The following is a 16875-nucleotide window of genomic DNA, read 5'->3' as shown; positions in this document are numbered from 1 at the left end:
ATGAACTGCGCACCGGGTCGTCGCTCTTCGGTCGCCGCGCTCGCGCTGGCTGCAGGTTTTCTTTTTGCCGTGGCTGCCTGCGATGGCAACCGGCTTTTCAACGCCAAACAGGAGCCCGATGTGGCTGCGCAGGAAATCGATTTTGATGCCGACCAGCAATCCTGGCGCGAGCAGCGCCGCGCCGCGCTCGTGGCGCCGGACGGCTGGACGAGCCTGGTGGGGCTGCACTGGATCACGCCCGGCGCGCACTACGTAGGCAGCAATCCCGGTAACGGCATCCAGCTGTCGATGGGACCGTCGCATCTGGGCATGCTGGACCTGCGCGACGGCAAGGTCCGCTTTGTGCCCGAGTCCGGCGGCGACCAGAGTGTTGACGGTGTTCCAGTGAAGGGCTCGGTCGTCCTGCGCAGTGACGGCGACCCCGCCGGCCCGAGCGTGCTCGGCTTTGACGGCGGCCGCGGACAGGCGACGGTGATCCTGCGCGACAAGCGCCACGCCCTGCGTGTTCGCCACGCAGATGCGCCGACCCGGACGGGTTTTGGCACGCTGGAGTACTGGCCTGCCGACCGTAACTGGGTGATCCCGGGGCGATTCATTCCGCATCCCCTTGGACAGACGCTCGAGATTGCCAACATCATCGGCGCGTTCGACGCGATGCCGAACCCGGGGTTGGTGGAGTTCGAGCGCGACGGCCAGCGCTACCGGCTGGAGGCGATCGATGACGGCAGCGGTGGCCTGTTCCTGGTGTTCGCCGACACTACCAATGGGCACGGCAGCTACGGCGCGGGCCGCTTCCTCGACGCCCCGATGCCCGATGCCGACGATGGAGTCCTGTTGGACTTCAACCGCGCCTACAGCCCGCCGTGCGCCTTCTCCAACTTTGCGACGTGTCCGTTGCCGCCGCCACAGAACCGTCTCGATCTGGCCGTCACCGCAGGTGAAAAGCTCTACGTGCCGCCAACCTCGTCCCGATAACCCGCCGCCTGATGCAAGACAAGACCATGCGCAAGACAAAAGTCCTGATTGCCAGCCTCGTACTGGTGTGCGGCACCGCACTGGCGATGGTCGCGCCCGACCGCTGGACGGCCAGTGACCACGCCGACACCACGCAAGCTGCGCTGGCACAGGCCGAGAGCCCGCCCCACGTGCCCCCGGTGCCGCTCCTGTGGAAGGTCTCGGACCGGAACAACGCGGTGTACCTGCTTGGCTCGATCCATCTGCTCAAGGAAGGCGACTACCCGTTGTCGGCCGACATCGACGCGGCTTTCGACGACGCCGCCCGGATCGTATTCGAGGTCTCCCCGGAAGACCTGGGCAGCCCCGACGCCAGTACGAGCTTCAGCGCCGCGGCCAACCTGCCCGAAGGCCACACACTCTCCGGCCTGATCTCGCCGCGGCTGCGTGAGAAGCTGGACCTGCTCCTGGCCCGCCAGGGCGGATCGCTGGACCAGGTCAACCGGTACAGCCCGTGGTTCGTGAACCTGTCCCTGATGCTGGGCCTGTCGCACTCCCTCGGTTTCAGCCCCGAGCTGGGCGTGGACCAGCACCTCATGCAACGTGCGGAAGAGGCGGGCAAACCCACCGCTGGCCTGGAAACGATCGACGATCAGTTGCGCGCACTGGCGAACTCGCCGATTGCCGAGCAGGTACTGGGACTGGAGGACTTCCTCGACCGCCCCCAGGAAATGCCGGGCGAACTCGCCGATCTGCACCAGGCGTGGCGCGCGGGCGACGTGCCGGGACTGGAAGCGATCGCGCTGACCGAGATGATGGTGAAGACACCGCGCACGTACCAGATGGTGAACGTGGACCGCAACCGGGCGTGGCTGCCGCTGCTGCGGAAAATGCTTGACGGGCGCGGACGTGACAATGTGTTGGTCGTCGTTGGAGCGATGCACCTGCTCGGTGACGATGGGTTGCTCGCTCTGCTGGGACAGTCCGGTTACATGGTGGAGCGCATCTGCAGCGCGTGCGGCACTGCGGATCAGGCGCTTCCAGAGCGTCCCACGCTTGAGGATGACTTGGAACCGGTCAGCCTTCCGATCGCATCCTGAGCGCCAGCGGCCCGTCGCCGCTGATCATGTCGATGCAATCCACCGGGCAAGCCGGCACGCACAGCTCGCATCCGGTGCACAGCGACGCCAGCACCGTGTGCATGTGCTTGGCTCCTCCAATGATCGCGTCCACCGGGCAGGCCTGGATGCACTTGGTGCAGCCGATGCAGTCCTCCTCGATCACCAGCGCGACCAGTCCAGGCTTGTAGGCGCCGCGACTGCGGTCAAAGGGCACCGCGCGCGTCCCCAGTGCCAGTGCCAGCGCCAGCGCGCCGGCATCGCCACCGGGCGGGCAGCGGTCGACGTCAGCTTCTCCGCGCGCCATCGCCTCCGCGTACGGAAGGCAGCCGTCGTAGCCGCACTGGCCGCACTGCGTCTGCGGCAACAGGCGGTCAAGGCGCCCGGTCAGGCTTTCGGCGTCATCCGGCGGCTGCATCGAATCACCGTACCGGCATTCCAGCGCTCGCGCCGCTGTCGGTACCCAGCAGGGCGAGGGCGCCGGCATCAAAGCCGGCCGACAGGATCATCCCCTCGCTCATGCCGAAGCGCATCTTGCGCGGCGCCAGGTTGGCAATGAAAACCACGTTGCGGCCGACCAGCGCCTCCGGGTCGGCGTAGCTGGCGCGGATGCCGGAGAAGATCTGCCGCTGGCCCAGTTCCCCGGCATCCAGCAGGAATCGCAGCAACTTGTCGGAGCCCTCGACAAACCCGCACTCCAGTACCTTGCCGACCCGCAGATCCAATTTTGCGAAATCGTCGATGCCGATGGTCGGGGTCGACGGTTCGGCCGCGCCAGGCTCGGCTGGCGATGGGGTGGCGACGACAGGCGCGGCCGCCGCGGGCCTGGACGTGGCGGGAGCCGGGGTGGGTTGCAGGGATTCCTTGCTGGCTTCGGTCATGGCGTCGATGAGTTTCGGGTCGATTCGGGTGAACAGAGGGGTGTAGGGCTGGATCCGGTGCGCGGTGAGCGGCGTCGCCAGATCGTCCCAGTGGTTGACGGGCGCGTTGAGGAAAGTCTCAGCCTGGCCGGTGACCCGCGGCAGCACCGGCTTGAGCGCGGTGTTGAGCACGCGGAACAGGTTCAGGCCCTGGCTGCAAACGGCCTGAAGTTGGGCGTCGGCGCCTTCCTGCTTGGCGATCACCCACGGCTTGTGGTCATCGATGTAGCGGTTGGCCTCGTCGGCCAAGGCCATCGTAAGGCGCAGCGCCGTGGCCGCCTCGTTGCGCTGGTACGCCGCGGCAATGGGTGCGAGCTGCGCGACGAAGCGCTCGTACATCGCCGGATCCGGCAGGGCATCGGCGAGCATGCCGTCAAAACGCTTGCTGATGAAGCCCGCGCAGCGGCTGGCCAGATTGACGAACTTGCCGACGATATCGGCGTTCACCCGCGCGGTGAAGTCTCCCAGGTTGAGGTCCACGTCGTCCACGCCGCCCGACGTCTTGGCAGCGAAGTAATAACGCAGCGCCTCCGGATCGAGCCCGGCTTCCAGGTAGGTCCGCGCCATCACGAAGGTGCCGCGCGACTTGGACATCTTCGCGCCGTCGACGGTCAGGTAGCCGTTGACGTGCAGCCGGGTCGGGGCGCGGAATCCGGCGCCATGCAGGACCGCCGGCCAGAACAGCCCGTGGAAGTTGACGATGTCCTTGCCGATGAAGTGGTGCAGCTCCGAGGCGCTGCCCGGCGCCAGGTAGCTGTAGAAATCCAGCCCCTCGCGTTCGCACAGGGCCTGGAAGCTGGCGAGGTACCCGATCGGTGCGTCCAGCCAGACATAGAAGTACTTGCCGGGATGGCCGGGGATCTGGAAGCCGAAATAGGGCGCGTCGCGGGAAATGTCCCACGCGCGCAGTCCGCCCTCGGCGTCCAGCCACTCCTTCAGCTTGGCCTTGACGCCGGGGTTGGCGACATCGCCGCTCAGCCACTGGCGCAGGAACTCGGTGAAATCGCCGACCTCGAAAAAGAAGTGCTCCGACTCGCGCAGCTCGGGCTCCGCGCCACTGACCACCGAGCGCGGTTCCTTCAACTCGGTCGGCGAGTACGTCGCACCGCAGCTCTCGCAGTTGTCGCCGTACTGGTCCGGCGTACCGCAGTTGGGGCATATCCCCTTGACGAAGCGGTCGGGCAGGAACATCCCCCGCACCGGGTCGTACAGCTGGGCAACGGCGCGGCGCTGGATATGGCCGTTGGCGTCGAGCGTGTTGTAGATCGCCTCGGTCAGCGCCTTGTTGCGCGGCGAGTGGGTCGAGTCGTAGTGGTCGAAGTCCACGCCGAAGTCGGCGAAATCCCGCTCATGGCTGGCCTGGATTCCGGCGATATAGGCCTCGGGCGTCGTCCCGGCCTTCTCTGCCGCCAGCATGATCGGCGTCCCGTGGGTGTCGTCGGCGCAGACAAAGTAGGCCGTATTTCCGGCCATGCGCTGGGCGCGGGAAAACACATCGCCCTGGATGTAACCCACCAGGTGGCCCAGGTGCAGGGGGCCGTTGGCGTAGGGAAGGGCGCAGGTGACGACGAGCTCGCGGGACATGGATGTGGCTGTGGTGAGGTAAGCCGCTGAGTATCGCATGCGGCGTCGCATGCATGACCCGGAAGGCCCGGTCCGCCATGAACGGCGACGGCCCGCGTCAGCGGGCCGTCGGGGGCGCACGTTCGGGCCTTCCAGCCCGCAAAAGCGTCTAGCGGCGCTGCCAGGTCTGGGTCTTGCCCAGCAGCGAGAAGCCCATGAAGCCGCGGACCTCCAGCTTCTGGCCGTTGTCGGCCAGGCTCATCTTCACCGAGTAGACCTTGCCGGTGGCCGGATCCAGGATCTTGCCGCCCTTCCACTCATTGCCGGTGCGGGCAACGTCCCACAGCATGACCATGCCCTCAATCGGCTTGTCCTTGCGATCGCCCTCGCAGTTGCTGCAGACGGGGTGTGGACCCTTGTCGGACTGCAGTACCTGCACGACCTTGCCGGCGAGGCTGCCGTCCTGGGTCTCGTAGATCTCCACGACCGACTTGGGCTGGTTGGTCTTGTCGTCGATCGTGGTCCAGGTACCGACCGGGGTCTGTTGGGCAAGTGCGGCCAGCGGCGCGGCCATCAGTGCCACCGCCAGTACCAGCAAGATGGAGATTTTCCTGTGCATGTTTCCCTCCGGAAGACAGTGTGGATACCAGGCCACGAGGCGCTGGGACTGGTTCGTTATACCGTATCCATCGACATCGGGGCGATTGCTGAATCCGGCAAGAAGGCTGCCGGTCAGGCCCCCTGGCTGTCGCTTTGCGAACGGTGGAAGTCATCTTCCCGGCCTGTGCATTGATCCATGTCACCCCCATTGCATGGCTCCGCTGCGACAATGGGGGCCCCGCATTGTCCGCACGAGGAACGCCGTGACCGATTCATTGCAAGCCCTGATCGGCAGCGTGCTGCTGCCCGGGACCGATACATCGCTGGCGGCGACCCAGGCACGGATCCGTATTGCCCGCGACGGCGCCAACGTCGCGCTGTCCGTGGACGTCGGAGTGCCGGTCGAAGGCATGCGCACCGAGCTTGAGGCCGCGATCCGCGCGGCGGTCCAGGCCGAAGGCTCGCAACTGGCTCGTCTGGAACTCGGCCAGCGCATCACCAGCCACGCGGTCCAACCCAAACTCTCCCCGCTGCCGACCGTGCGCAACGTCATCGCCGTTGGCTCGGGCAAGGGCGGTGTCGGCAAGTCGACCACGGCGGTGAACCTTGCGCTGGCGCTGGTCGCAGAAGGCGCACGCGTCGGGGTGCTGGATGCGGACATCTACGGCCCGAGCATTCCGATGATGCTGGGCCTGTCGGGCAAACCGGACAGCCCGGACGGCAAGTCGATCGAGCCGATGCGCGCGCACGGCGTGGAGACCATGTCGATCGGCTTCCTGGTCGAGCAGGACACGCCGATGATCTGGCGCGGTCCGATGGCGACCTCGGCGCTGACCCAACTGCTGAACGACACCCGTTGGGGCGATCTGGATTACCTGATCGTCGACCTCCCGCCGGGCACGGGTGATATCCAGCTGACGCTGGCGCAGAAGATCCCGGTCGCCGGCGCGGTCATCGTCACCACGCCCCAGGACATCGCCACCTTGGATGCGAAGAAGGCCCTGAAGATGTTCGAGAAGGTCGAGGTGCCGGTACTTGGGCTGGTCGAAAACATGGCGGTGCACGTGTGCAGCAACTGCGGCCACGCCGAGCACATCTTCGGCGAAGGCGGCGGGCAGCGCATGGCCAGCCAGTACGACGTGCCGCTGCTGGGTAGCCTGCCGCTGCAGCGCGAAATCCGCGAACAGGGCGATGCGGGCGTACCGATCGTGCTGGCACAGCCGGATTCGGCAGCAGCGGCGGCCTACCGCGACGCGGCCCGGCGGATCGCGGTGGCGTTGGCTGGGCGGCCGCGGGTGACTCCCTCGATATCGGCGTCGCTGCTCTCGTAACGGGCACGTTGATTGCCGCGGCAGCCACCCGCACCGCGGCGGTCTACAATCGGGGGCTTTCCGCCGGGACTTCCGTCCGGCCGGAACCGATCGCATCCGGGAACCCAACGCATGAGCATCAAGTCCGACCGCTGGATCCGCCGCATGTCCGAAAAAGACGGAGGCATGATCGAGCCGTTCGAGCCGGGCCAGGTGAAGCACGTCAATGGCGAGCGCATCGTCAGCTACGGCACGTCCAGCTACGGCTATGACGTGCGGTGTTCGCGCGAGTTCAAGATCTTCACCAACATCAATTCCACGATCGTGGATCCCAAGAACTTCGATCCCGGAAGCTTTGTCGACGTGGAGGCGGACGAGTGCATCATCCCGCCCAACTCGTTCGCGCTGGCGCGCACGGTGGAGTACTTCCGCATCCCGCGCGACACGCTGGTGGTTTGCCTGGGCAAGAGCACGTATGCGCGCTGCGGCATCATCGTCAATGTGACGCCGCTGGAGCCGGAGTGGGAGGGCCACGTCACCCTGGAATTTTCCAACACCACTCCGCTGCCGGCGCGGATCTATGCCAACGAAGGGGTGGCGCAGATGCTGTTCTTCCAGGCTGCGGCCGATGACATCTGCGAGACGTCCTACGCCGATCGTGGCGGCAAGTACCAGGGCCAGCGCGGCGTTACCCTGCCGCGTACCTGAGCGCGGACGCGCGCCGAACGTTCGACGCCGCTAGTCGGCCAGCGCGGCGTGCAGAAGCTCGATGCGCTTGATCAACAGCTCGGGCTTGTAGGGCAGGGCGGTCGCGCTGCCCCAGACCGGCCGGGGCCAGGCGATGTCCTCGCGGTAGCGGGCGATCACGTGGATGTGCAGTTGCTCGACCTGGTTGCCCAGCGCGGCGACGTTGAGCTTGTGCGGTTGGAATGCGGTGCGCAGGGCGCGGCTGCAGCGGTCGATCTCGCGGGTCAGCACGGCTTGCTGCTCCGTGTCCAGGTCGATCCATTCCACCGCGTGCTCGATGCGCGGCACGAGGATCAGCCACGGGTGGTTGGCATCATCCATCAAGCGCAACTCGCTGAGCTCCAGGTTGGTGACGGGATGGGTGTCGTCGGCGAGGCGTGGATCCAGCCGCCAGCCGAGGTCGCGAGGCGGTCTCATCGCAGGTTCTCCTCGAAGAAGTCGATGCTGCGCTGCCAGGCCATGGCCGCACTGGCGGCATCGTAATCGGCGCGCGGTTCGCAGTTGAAGCCGTGGCCAGCGGGGTAAACGTGCACGCTGGCGGCCGGGTATTTCTCCCGGTGCAGCTCGACGTCAGCGGCCGGGATGCTGCGGTCCTTGCTGCCGAAGTGGAACATCATCGGTGTGCGCAGCGGCTCGTCCAGGAACTGCACGTTGCGGCCGCCGTAATAGCTCACCGACGGCAGTCCCAGGCGGGTGTTGGCGAGCAGGGCGATGCTGCCGCCCCAGCAGAAGCCCACGGCGCCGGTCCGCTGTCCCTCGGCCTGGAGGAGGGTCGCGGCAGCGTTCGCAAGGTCGACGGCGCGATCGATGCCCAGCGCACGCGTGAGCGCGAGTCCGCGGGCGATGCCGGCAGCGTCGTATTCGAGCTCGACATCGCGCTCGACCGGGTCGAACAGCGCCGGTGCCAGCGCCACGAACCCGGTCTGGGCGAAACGGTCGGTGACATCGCGGATATGCGCATTGACTCCGAAGATCTCCTGCAGCACCACGACGGCGCCGCGCGACGGCCCGGTGGGCTCGCTGCGCCAGGCGCGGATGGAACCGTGCGGGGTTTCCAGATCGGTCCAGCGGTTCATGCGGCGCTCCGTTCAGCTGTCCGGCAGCTTGGCCAACGAGTTGATTCTAGCGCCAAGGCTATAATTGCGGTTCCCGAATACCGCGATCGTTCCCGGCACCCGTGCCAGGAGCGTTGCGCTTTTTCCGCTGACTGGTCACGCCATGCCCGTGCAAGACACTTTGTCCAAAAATCCGAAAGTCGGTTTCGTCAGCCTTGGCTGTCCCAAGGCGCTGGTCGACTCCGAGCGCATCCTCACCCAGCTGCGGGTGGAGGGCTACGACCTCGTGCCGCGCTACGACGATGCCGACGTGGTGGTGGTCAATACCTGCGGCTTCATCGATTCCGCAGTGGCCGAGTCGCTGGACGCGATTGGCGAGGCGATGGCCGAGAACGGCAAGGTGATCGTGACCGGCTGCCTGGGCAAGCGCGCGGAAGTCATCCGCGAGGCGCATCCCGGCGTGCTCTCGATCAGTGGCCCGCAGGACTACGACAGTGTCCTCAGCGCGGTGCATCTGGCCGTGCCGCCCCGGCACGACCCGTTCATCAGCCTGTTGCCGGACATGCAGATCGAGGGTGTCGGCATCAAGCTGACGCCGAAGCACTACGCGTACCTGAAGATCTCCGAGGGCTGCAACCACCGCTGCAGCTTCTGCATCATTCCCTCGATGCGCGGCAACCTGGTGTCGCGCCCGATCGACCAGGTCCTGCGTGAGGCGGAGAAGCTGGCGATGGGCGGGGTCAAGGAGTTGCTGGTCATCTCCCAGGACACGTCCGCCTATGGCGTGGATGTCCGCTACGCCGAGCGCGAGTGGCGCGGCAAGACCTACCAGACCCGCATGAAAGCGCTGTGCGAGGGCCTGGGCGAACTGGGCCTGTGGACCCGCCTGCACTACGTGTATCCGTATCCGCACGTGGACGAGATCATTCCGCTGATGGCGGAGGGCACGATCCTGCCGTACCTGGACATTCCCTTCCAGCACGCCAGCCCGCGCATCCTCAAGCTGATGAAGCGGCCCGGTGCGATCGACAAGACCCTGGCGCGGATCCAGCGCTGGCGCGAGATCTGTCCGGAGCTGACGATCCGCTCGACCTTCATCGTCGGCTTTCCCGGTGAGACCGAGGCCGAGTTCGAGGAGTTGCTCGACTTCCTCGACGAAGCGCAGCTCGACCGCGTCGGCGCATTCGCCTACTCGCCGGTGACCGGTGCCAAGGCCAACGAGCTGCCCGATCCGGTCGACGAAGCGGTCAAGCAGGAGCGGCTCGGGCGCTTCATGGAGCGCCAGGCGGAGATTTCCGCGCAGAAGCTCGAGGCCAAGGTCGGCAGCGTGCAGCGCTGCATCATCGACGCGGTCGACGGCGAGCTGGCCATTGGCCGGTCGATGGCCGACGCCCCGGAGATCGACGGCGTCGTGCAGATCCAGAACGGCTACTTTGCCGGCCTCAAGCCCGGCGACTTCGCCGATGTCCAGATCATGGGCAGCGACGAGCACGACCTCTACGGCGAGGTGTCGTTCGAGGATTGAGCGATGCGCCTTGCGGTCCGCAGTGCGACGGAGAAGCACGAGTGGCGAATCCAACGTCCACAGACTGAAGTTGCGCGCAATCGGCCGGATCGTCGATCCTGCCCCGTACCACTCCACTGTCGCCAGCCATGCTGATCCTGCCGCTGCATCACCCGCTGTCGCGCGCGACTTTTCCGTTGGTAACGACGGTACTGATCCTGGTCAACGTGTTGGTGTTTTTCGGTTGGCAGTCCGGTGATGAGGCGGCGATGGCCCGCACCCAGCAGCACTATCTGCAGTCGGACCTCGGGCGCTACGAGGTTCCGGCCTATGAGCGCTACCTGCTGGGCAAACGCCGGATGGATCTGCTGGAGCAATTCAAGCACGTGCCCGCGTCGGCGCAGCCCGGGTACGTCGCCACTCACACGCTGACCGATATCGCCTTCATCGCTGCACTGCGCTCGGGCGAGCTCTTCGACGATGAGGCGGATTGGAACGCGTGGAAGGTCGCGCGTCCTGCGTATGACGCACAGATCGACCAGGTATTCACGCTGCGTCATCTGCTGCGCAGTTCCGAGATCGATCCGTGGCGCATGGTGAGCTCGGCGTTCCTGCACGGCGGGATCGTGCACCTGCTGGGAAATATGCTGTTCCTGCTGGCGTTGGGCCTGCTGGTCGAGGGCGCGATCGGCTCAGGCCGGTTCCTGGGCGTGTACCTGCTGGGCGCGGTCGGCGCCAGCGCGGCCTCACTGATGTGGCGGTGGGGCGAAGCCGGTGCCGGACTCGGCGCCTCGGGCGCGGTGGCCGGGCTTATGGGTGCGTTCTGCGTGGTCTGGGGGCGGCAGCCGGTACGGTTTTTCTACTGGGTCGGAGTGGTATTCGACTACGTCCGTGCGCCGGCGATCTGGCTGCTGCCGCTGTGGCTGGGCTGGGAAGTCTGGAACCTGATCGCCAACGACCATCTGGAGATCGGCTTCGACGCGCATGCAGGTGGCATAGTCAGCGGCGCAATCATGGGCGCGGTGCTGGTCGCCACGGGCCAGGTTCGCCACGACTTCATTCGCGATGCAGGCACGCAGGCGCGAACGGATGGCCGCTGGCAGCGTGCGCAGCTCCATTTGTGTCGGATGCAACTGGCCGAAGCCGATCGGTTGCTGGAGGAACTGGCGCTCGAACAACCGGCTCGCTTCGACGTCCGGCTGGCGCTGTATCGGGTCGCCCGCAACGGCCAGAGAAGTGGGGCCATGGCGGGGCGTGGCGCGCGGTTGCTGGCTATCGACACGCTTGATTCCGAAGAGGTGCGCGAACAAATCGCGGTACTTGCCGAACTGGATGCCGCCGCCCTCGCGCCGAAGCCGTCGGACCGACTCGCGCTGGCGCGACGATGGCTGGATGCCGCCCAGTTGGACGCCGCCGAGGCGGCGCTGTTGCCCGGTTCGGGTAACGATCCCTCGGAGCAGGCACGCTTGTGGTTCCGATTGGCCCTGGGCTGGCGCGACCAACGTGCCGACGATGCGCACCAGCGTGTATTGCGCCTGTTGACGGAGCGCTACCCGCAGCAGCCAGAGGCGGACAAGGCACGTTTCCTGCTCGCCGAATTGATTGGCCAAGAGGAGATTGGACCCGCAGTAACGGTCCTGCGATAAACGCAGAGAGGAGATCAGCCGGGGACGCCGGAATGGAGGCCATCAATGCCTCGGGAGGTCGCCCACCTTCCGCACTCGTCGCGCGCCGCTCAAGCCTGCGCAGGCGCCCGATGTGGATCCGGCAGCAGTTGTGTCGCTGCATCGATCTTCGCTTGCAATATCCCGTCTTCGCAGCGCTCGCGCGCCTGTGCGAGCAGCGCTCGCGCCTCTTGGTCGCGATCGCCGCGCTCCAGCAACTGCAGCGCGTTTTCCAGCGCCCACCCAGGTGCAGATGGGTCGCGGGGGTGAGCGCGCAGCAGCGCCAGCCGGGCGTCGAGCGCCAACTGTTTTTGGCCGGACAGGCGGGCGCGCTCAATAAGCTGTTCGGCCATCGGTACCTGCATCGGCACGAAGTCGGGATCGGCATCCAGGGATTCGCGCAGCAAGCCGATCGCCCGGCGATCGTGTTTTTCCATCACCAGCACATTGAGGTATTCACGCGCATGGCCGGACAGGGCCGCAGCGTTGCCGCCCTGCTGCAGCAGACGGCGATACAGCTCGTGTGTTTCCATGCCAACCGCACGGCTGCGGATTTCACCCCGGAGCAGCTCCAGGGCGGTGTCGAGCTGGCCATCGCGAACGTAACCTTCGGCCTCTGCCAGAAGGTCGGTGTCGGGGGAACGGCGACCGGGCAGGGTTTCGGTACCGGTGGGAACGTACCCCAGTACCTCGTGGTACTGGTACACGAGATACCCCATCAGGTGGAACGCCGCGAACAACGCCCAGAACGACACTGCGCTCACCATCAGGTCGGCCACTACCGGAGGCATGACGCCGGCCAGCCAGACCGTGGCGGTGAACATGCTGGCCTGGATCACGAACAACAGTCCGAACACGGCCATGTAGGGCCAACCGATGCGCGAGACCAAAGCCAATGGCGTTGCCGGGTTGAGGGCGTGGGGCAAGCTGCCATCCATCGCCAGTGACATGATGCAACCCGGCTGCAGGAACGCGATCAGGGCGATCGTTGCCAGTCCGATAACCGGTCCCCCCAGCACGGTCGCCAGCAGGATCACTGCGATGAAGATCAACTGCATGGCAATCAGGCGGATTACCACGCCGCTATCGGTCCCCAGCACCACTTCGGGCGCTTCCATTCGGCCGTCGGCCGTCGTGCGCAGGACCTCGAACGCGTATTTGTAGGCGCCGATCCAGACCAGGATGGTGAACACCACGCCGATCACCGGGATCAGACCGAGCAGGCTTGCCAGGGTCAGGGCCAGCAGGCTGGAGAACGCCGCGCCGCGCAGCGGGTACAAGGTGATCGAACGCAGCCGTTGCCAGAAAGGCAGCGGTGCGGCGCTGGGGCTGGTTGGCATCGGGCTCGCTCCATGAACAGGGCGTTCATTTTGCGATAGACCGACGCAGCCTGGCAAAACCTTTGCGCTTGACGACGTGGCGAGGCCTCAGTCCTCGTAGGACACATCGACGATTGCGAAGCGGTTGCTGCCGCCTGGCAGCTCCGCGTCGAACTCGTCGTCCACGCGCTTCTTGAGCATCGCCCGCGCCAGCGGTGAGTCGATGCTGATCCAGCCGCGGCCGGCATCGGTCTCATCGGGGCCGACGATGCGGTGGGTGCGGATCTCGCCAGTGGCGACGTCCTCCACCTCCACTGTTGCCCCGAAAAACACCGCGCCCTCATCCTCGGGCGTGGAGTCCACCACGCGCAGCGCCGGGATGCGCTTGCTCAGGTAGCGCACGCGGCGGTCGATCTCACCGAGCTGCTTCTTGCGGTAGGTGTACTCGGCATTCTCGGATCGATCGCCCTCGGCAGCGGCGGCCGCCAGTGCGCGGACGACCTCGGGACGCTTCACCCGCCACAGCTCGTCCAGCTCGGCCTTGAGCGTCTCGTGGCCGGCGCGGGTGATCAGCGCGGTGCTGGCGGCGACCGGCGGGCGCCAACGGCTCATGGTCGACTGCTCAAGCTTATTGCGCGCCCTGGCGCGTCAGGCCGTAGTCCAGTCCCGAGTCCGGTTTCTTGCCGTCGGCGTCGAGCATGACGATGCGCTCCCTGGACTCGATCCCGTACAGCTGGTCCTCTTCGGTCTTGCTGTTGGGGTCCAGGCGGATCACGGAGTCGTTGGACTCGACCGACCAGTGGCCGTCGATGGACCAGGTCCCGTCGGGGCGTTCCTGATAGACGTGGGTGGTGCGGTAGGTACCGTCGGGCTCGAGCACCAGCGTGACGTCCATGCCGGGGCAATCCGCGCACGGCAGCGTGCCGGTGAACGACCCGGCAAACTCGCGCTGGTCGAAGGTGGAAGCGGGGCCTTCACCGGTGGGAATGACATCCACGGCGGCTGGCTGGGTGGCCTCCGCTGGAGTGCCGTTCACCGCTGCGTCGGTCGCCGGTCGGGCGGGCTGACGGGAGCAGGCGGCCAGCGCCAGCGTTGCGATGCAGGCGAGGGCGATCAGGTTCCGGTTCATTGAATGGGCTCCTTGGGTTGCCGGTAAGTCATTTCGGATGATTCATTTCTTGCCGCCGAACAGGCCGCCCATGACGCCGCGCAGGATCTGTCGGCCGACCTGGTTGCCCACGGTCCGGGCGCTCTGTTTGGCCATGGTCTCGACCATCCCCTGGCGGCGCTTGGTACCGAAGACAATGTCGCGGATCGACTGGCCGAACCCGCCGGCCTCCCCGGTGATGGGTTTCGCCTTGGGGGCGTTGGCCTCGCTCGCGGCGGCGTCGGCCTTGCGCGCCAGCAGCTCCATGGCCGATTCGCGGTCAATGCGCTTGTCGTATTTGGCGCCGATCGGGCTGCCTGCGCGCACCTGGTCGCGCTCGGCGTCGGTGATCGAACCCATGCGGCAGCGGGGCGGCGCCACCAGCGTCCGCTCCACCGGCATCGGTACGCCCTTGTCCTGCAGCGTGGATACCAGCGCCTCGCCGGTACCCAGCCCGCCGATCGCCTTGGCCACGTCCAGCTCGGGGTTGGCGACAAAGGTCTCCGCCGCTGTGCGCACCGCCTTCTGGTCGCGCGGAGTAAAGGCGCGCAGGGCGTGCTGCACGCGGTTGCCGAGTTGGCCGAGGATGTTGTCGGGCACGTCGTCGGGAAACTGCGAGCAGAAATACACGCCCACACCCTTGGAGCGGATCAGCCGCACGACCTGCTCGACCCGCTGGCGCAGCGCGGGCGGTGCGTCGTTGAAGAGGAGGTGCGCCTCGTCGAACACGAACACCAGCTTGGGCTTGTCCAGGTCGCCGACCTCGGGCAACTGCTCGAACAGTTGCGACAGCAGCCACAGCAGGAAACTGGAATACAGCCGCGGCTTCAGGATCAGGCTGTCGGAGGCGAGGATGCTGATCATCCCGCGACCATCGATGTTGGTCCGCATGATGTCGGAAAGCTCCAGCGCAGGCTCGCCGAAGAAGTGGTCGCCGCCGTCGGACTGCAGGCGCAGCAGGGCGCGCTGGATCGCGCCGATCGATGGGCTGCTGACCAGGCCGTACTCGGTGGAGATCGTCTTGCGCTCGGCCGCCAGCAGGCTGAGCATCGCGCGCAGGTCGGGCAGATCCAGCAGCAGCAGGCCGCGGTCGTCCGCGACCTTGAACAGGATATCCATCACCCCCGACTGGGTGTCGTTGAGCTCGAGCATCCGCGATAGCAGGGTCGGGCCGATCTCGGTGACCGTGGCGCGCACCGGATGGCCAAGCTTGCCGAACAGGTCCCAGAACAGGGTCGGGCTGCCCTCGCTGGTGTAGTCGTCGACTCCGATCCCGTCGATCCGCGCCTGCAGCTTGTCGTTCATCGAGCCGGGCACCGCCAGGCCGGCGACGTCGCCCTTCACGTCGGCCAGGAACACCGGCACGCCGATCCGCGAGAACCCTTCCGCCAGCGTCATCAGGGTGACGGTCTTGCCGGTGCCGGTCGCCCCGGCGACCAGGCCGTGGCGGTTGCCCAGCCGTGGCAGCAGGAATACCTTGCCGTCGGTTTCTGGCAATGAGTGCGGCGTGGTGACGGCCTTGCCGACGAGCACTGGCGGAAGAGTGGGCATGCGGGTTTCCGGGGCGGGACTGCGGCTGATTCTATGGCCTAACGTGGCGGCGGTGCAGGCGGTCGATTGCGGTGCCTGCTCGGCACAGACTACCCTGCATGCCGCTTCCCCTTGCCTGATGCCATGCCCGCACAACACTGTTTTCCCCGCCTGCTCGCCGCTGTTCTCGGCGCCGCCCTGCTGACGATGTCCGTGGATGCCTCCGCCCTGTCGCGCCGCGACCAGGCCGCGGTCGATGCCATCACCGCCCGCATGGAGGCCGCGGAAACCGCCTACAAGCAGGCGCTGGTGAAGATGGGCAACGCCGATCCGGCCGGCAGCGGCGAGGCCGACAAGGCACTGGAGGACATGGAGGACGTCGTCGCCGCCTGCTCGGGCCAGCGCGGTTGCTCGGTGCCATCGCTGCTGAGCACCTACAAACGGCTGCTCAAGCTGACCGCCGACATCGAGGGCAGCGACCTGCTGTTCGACGAACTGCCACCGGGAACCGCCGGCCACCACATCACCTCGTTCGCCGAGGACGTGCCGGAGGCCGCTCGAGCGGCAGCGCTGCTGGATGACGACGGCCATCGCTTCGACCGCATGGTCCAGTACAACCCGGCGGTGCAGGAAGGCATCCGCCGCTGGCTGACGGACATGCGCGGCGCGCTGCTGACCAGCTACGAGAACTACCAGTACATGCGACACCTGATGTGGCCGCAGTACGAGCGCGCCGGGCTGCCGGAGGCCTTGCTGTTCGGCATCCTGGCCAAGGAGTCCAACGGCCGCGTGCACTCGACCTCGCGCGCAGGCGCTGCCGGGCCGCTGCAGTTCATGTACGCCACCGGCAAGCGCTTCGGCCTCGGCGACGACGGCACCGGGTTTGATACCCGTTACGACGCCTACGCCGCCTCCGAGGCCAGCGTCTCCTATCTCAACGAGCGGATGCGCGAGCTCAACGGCAACATCGAGCTGGCCCTGGCCGCCTACAACGGCGGGGAAGGGCGCGCACTGCGGGTCTACCAGGGGGCGGGTGGCAAGGGCTTCTGGGATGCGGACGTGTATGCGCAGTTCCCGCCGGAAACCCGCGACTACGTGCCGATGGTGATCGCCGCAGCATGGCTGTTCCTGCATCCAGACGAGTACGGCCTGACGCTGCCCAGGGTCGACCCCAAGCCGGCCCAGCTGCGTCTTGAGCAGCCGGCGTCGATCTACCAGTTGACGATCTGCCTGGGCAACCGCGGCGTGCGCGAGGGTTACATGCGCGCGCTGCGCAATTACAACCCGCGCTACCAGGCCGATGATCGTCTGCCCGCCGGCACGATCCTGCAGGCGACCACGCGGATTGCCGGTCTGTACAAGCGCCAGTGCATTCGCGGGCCGCGCGCGGACATGGCGCGCGAGCTGGTCGCCAGCGATCCGGGAAGGGCGATCAAGTAAGCAC

General features: G+C 66.6%; 15 protein-coding genes and 1 pseudogene. 7 read left to right on the top strand and 9 right to left on the bottom strand.

The window, feature by feature from the left end; genetic code table 11:
• Together INQ42_RS08130 and INQ42_RS08125 are read left to right on the top strand one after the other, a co-directional pair.
• On the top strand, positions 1–975 hold the full coding sequence (locus INQ42_RS08130; RefSeq protein ID WP_194033834.1) for a DUF1684 domain-containing protein: 975 nt from the start codon (positions 1–3) through the stop codon (positions 973–975).
• Between the two features lie 11 nt (positions 976–986).
• Positions 987–2054 (top strand): TraB/GumN family protein, encoded by a 1068-nt coding sequence (locus INQ42_RS08125; protein WP_194033833.1) that lies wholly within the window; start codon positions 987–989, stop codon positions 2052–2054.
• Here INQ42_RS08125 and rnfB read toward each other — a convergent pair.
• The 3 genes from rnfB to INQ42_RS08110 all read right to left on the bottom strand — a co-directional run bounded on the left by rnfB (position 2032) and on the right by INQ42_RS08110 (position 5174).
• Complete coding sequence (gene rnfB / locus INQ42_RS08120) at positions 2032–2490, bottom strand: Rnf electron transport complex subunit RnfB (RefSeq protein ID WP_194033832.1); 459 nt, start codon at positions 2488–2490, stop codon at positions 2032–2034. The genes INQ42_RS08125 and rnfB overlap by 23 nt on opposite strands.
• Positions 2491–2494: 4 nt before the next feature.
• Positions 2495–4576: a methionine--tRNA ligase gene (gene metG / locus INQ42_RS08115; protein WP_194033831.1), complete on the bottom strand. Its 2082-nt coding sequence runs from the start codon at positions 4574–4576 to the stop codon at positions 2495–2497.
• A 148-nt stretch (positions 4577–4724) separates the two neighbouring features.
• Complete coding sequence (locus INQ42_RS08110) at positions 4725–5174, bottom strand: DUF2147 domain-containing protein (RefSeq protein ID WP_194033830.1); 450 nt, start codon at positions 5172–5174, stop codon at positions 4725–4727.
• 244 nt (positions 5175–5418) lie between these two features.
• On the opposite strand from INQ42_RS08110, the gene apbC reads away from it, so the two are divergent.
• Both apbC and dcd read left to right on the top strand, forming a co-directional pair.
• Complete coding sequence (gene apbC, locus INQ42_RS08105; RefSeq protein WP_407070761.1) at positions 5419–6486, top strand: iron-sulfur cluster carrier protein ApbC; 1068 nt, start codon at positions 5419–5421, stop codon at positions 6484–6486.
• 111 nt (positions 6487–6597) lie between these two features.
• Positions 6598–7173, top strand: coding sequence for a dCTP deaminase (gene dcd, locus INQ42_RS08100; RefSeq protein ID WP_194033829.1), 576 nt, complete (start codon positions 6598–6600; stop codon positions 7171–7173).
• Between the two features lie 30 nt (positions 7174–7203).
• Here the strand turns inward: dcd and INQ42_RS08095 are convergent, their stop codons facing one another.
• A complete protein-coding gene (locus INQ42_RS08095; RefSeq protein WP_194033828.1) occupies positions 7204–7629 on the bottom strand; it encodes an HIT family protein in 426 nt (141 codons plus the stop codon).
• A complete protein-coding gene (locus tag INQ42_RS08090) occupies positions 7626–8288 on the bottom strand; it encodes a dienelactone hydrolase family protein (RefSeq protein ID WP_194033827.1) in 663 nt (220 codons plus the stop codon). The genes INQ42_RS08095 and INQ42_RS08090 overlap by 4 nt, the downstream gene beginning before the upstream one ends.
• Before the next feature lie 142 nt (positions 8289–8430).
• Here INQ42_RS08090 and rimO point away from each other — a divergent pair, with 142 nt between their 5' ends.
• Together rimO and INQ42_RS08080 are read left to right on the top strand one after the other, a co-directional pair.
• On the top strand, positions 8431–9792 hold the full coding sequence (gene rimO, locus INQ42_RS08085; RefSeq protein WP_407070760.1) for a 30S ribosomal protein S12 methylthiotransferase RimO: 1362 nt from the start codon (positions 8431–8433) through the stop codon (positions 9790–9792).
• A gap of 128 nt (positions 9793–9920) precedes the next feature.
• Positions 9921–11417 (top strand): rhomboid family intramembrane serine protease, encoded by a 1497-nt coding sequence (locus tag INQ42_RS08080; protein WP_194033826.1) that lies wholly within the window; start codon positions 9921–9923, stop codon positions 11415–11417.
• 89 nt (positions 11418–11506) lie between these two features.
• Here the strand turns inward: INQ42_RS08080 and INQ42_RS08075 are convergent, their stop codons facing one another.
• The 4 genes from INQ42_RS08075 to INQ42_RS08060 form a co-directional block, all read right to left on the bottom strand.
• Positions 11507–12775: a DUF4013 domain-containing protein gene (locus tag INQ42_RS08075; protein ID WP_194033825.1), complete on the bottom strand. Its 1269-nt coding sequence runs from the start codon at positions 12773–12775 to the stop codon at positions 11507–11509.
• A gap of 87 nt (positions 12776–12862) precedes the next feature.
• Complete coding sequence (greB, locus tag INQ42_RS08070) at positions 12863–13366, bottom strand: transcription elongation factor GreB (RefSeq protein ID WP_194033824.1); 504 nt, start codon at positions 13364–13366, stop codon at positions 12863–12865.
• 16 nt (positions 13367–13382) lie between these two features.
• Entirely contained in the window at positions 13383–13883 is a 501-nt protein-coding gene (locus INQ42_RS08065; RefSeq protein ID WP_194033823.1) for a copper resistance protein NlpE, read from the bottom strand.
• Between the two features lie 42 nt (positions 13884–13925).
• A complete protein-coding gene (locus INQ42_RS08060; protein WP_194033822.1) occupies positions 13926–15452 on the bottom strand; it encodes a helicase HerA-like domain-containing protein in 1527 nt (508 codons plus the stop codon).
• A 123-nt stretch (positions 15453–15575) separates the two neighbouring features.
• Between INQ42_RS08060 and INQ42_RS08055 the strand changes: the two are divergent.
• Positions 15576–16865: pseudogene (locus tag INQ42_RS08055) on the top strand (transglycosylase SLT domain-containing protein); the annotation flags it as partial.
• Positions 16866–16875 lie beyond the last annotated feature (10 nt).

This window comes from Lysobacter avium, from assembly GCF_015209745.1.
In the GTDB taxonomy this organism is placed as follows: domain Bacteria; phylum Pseudomonadota; class Gammaproteobacteria; order Xanthomonadales; family Xanthomonadaceae; genus Novilysobacter; species Novilysobacter avium.
This window is presented reverse-complemented; position numbering and strand designations above follow the sequence as displayed.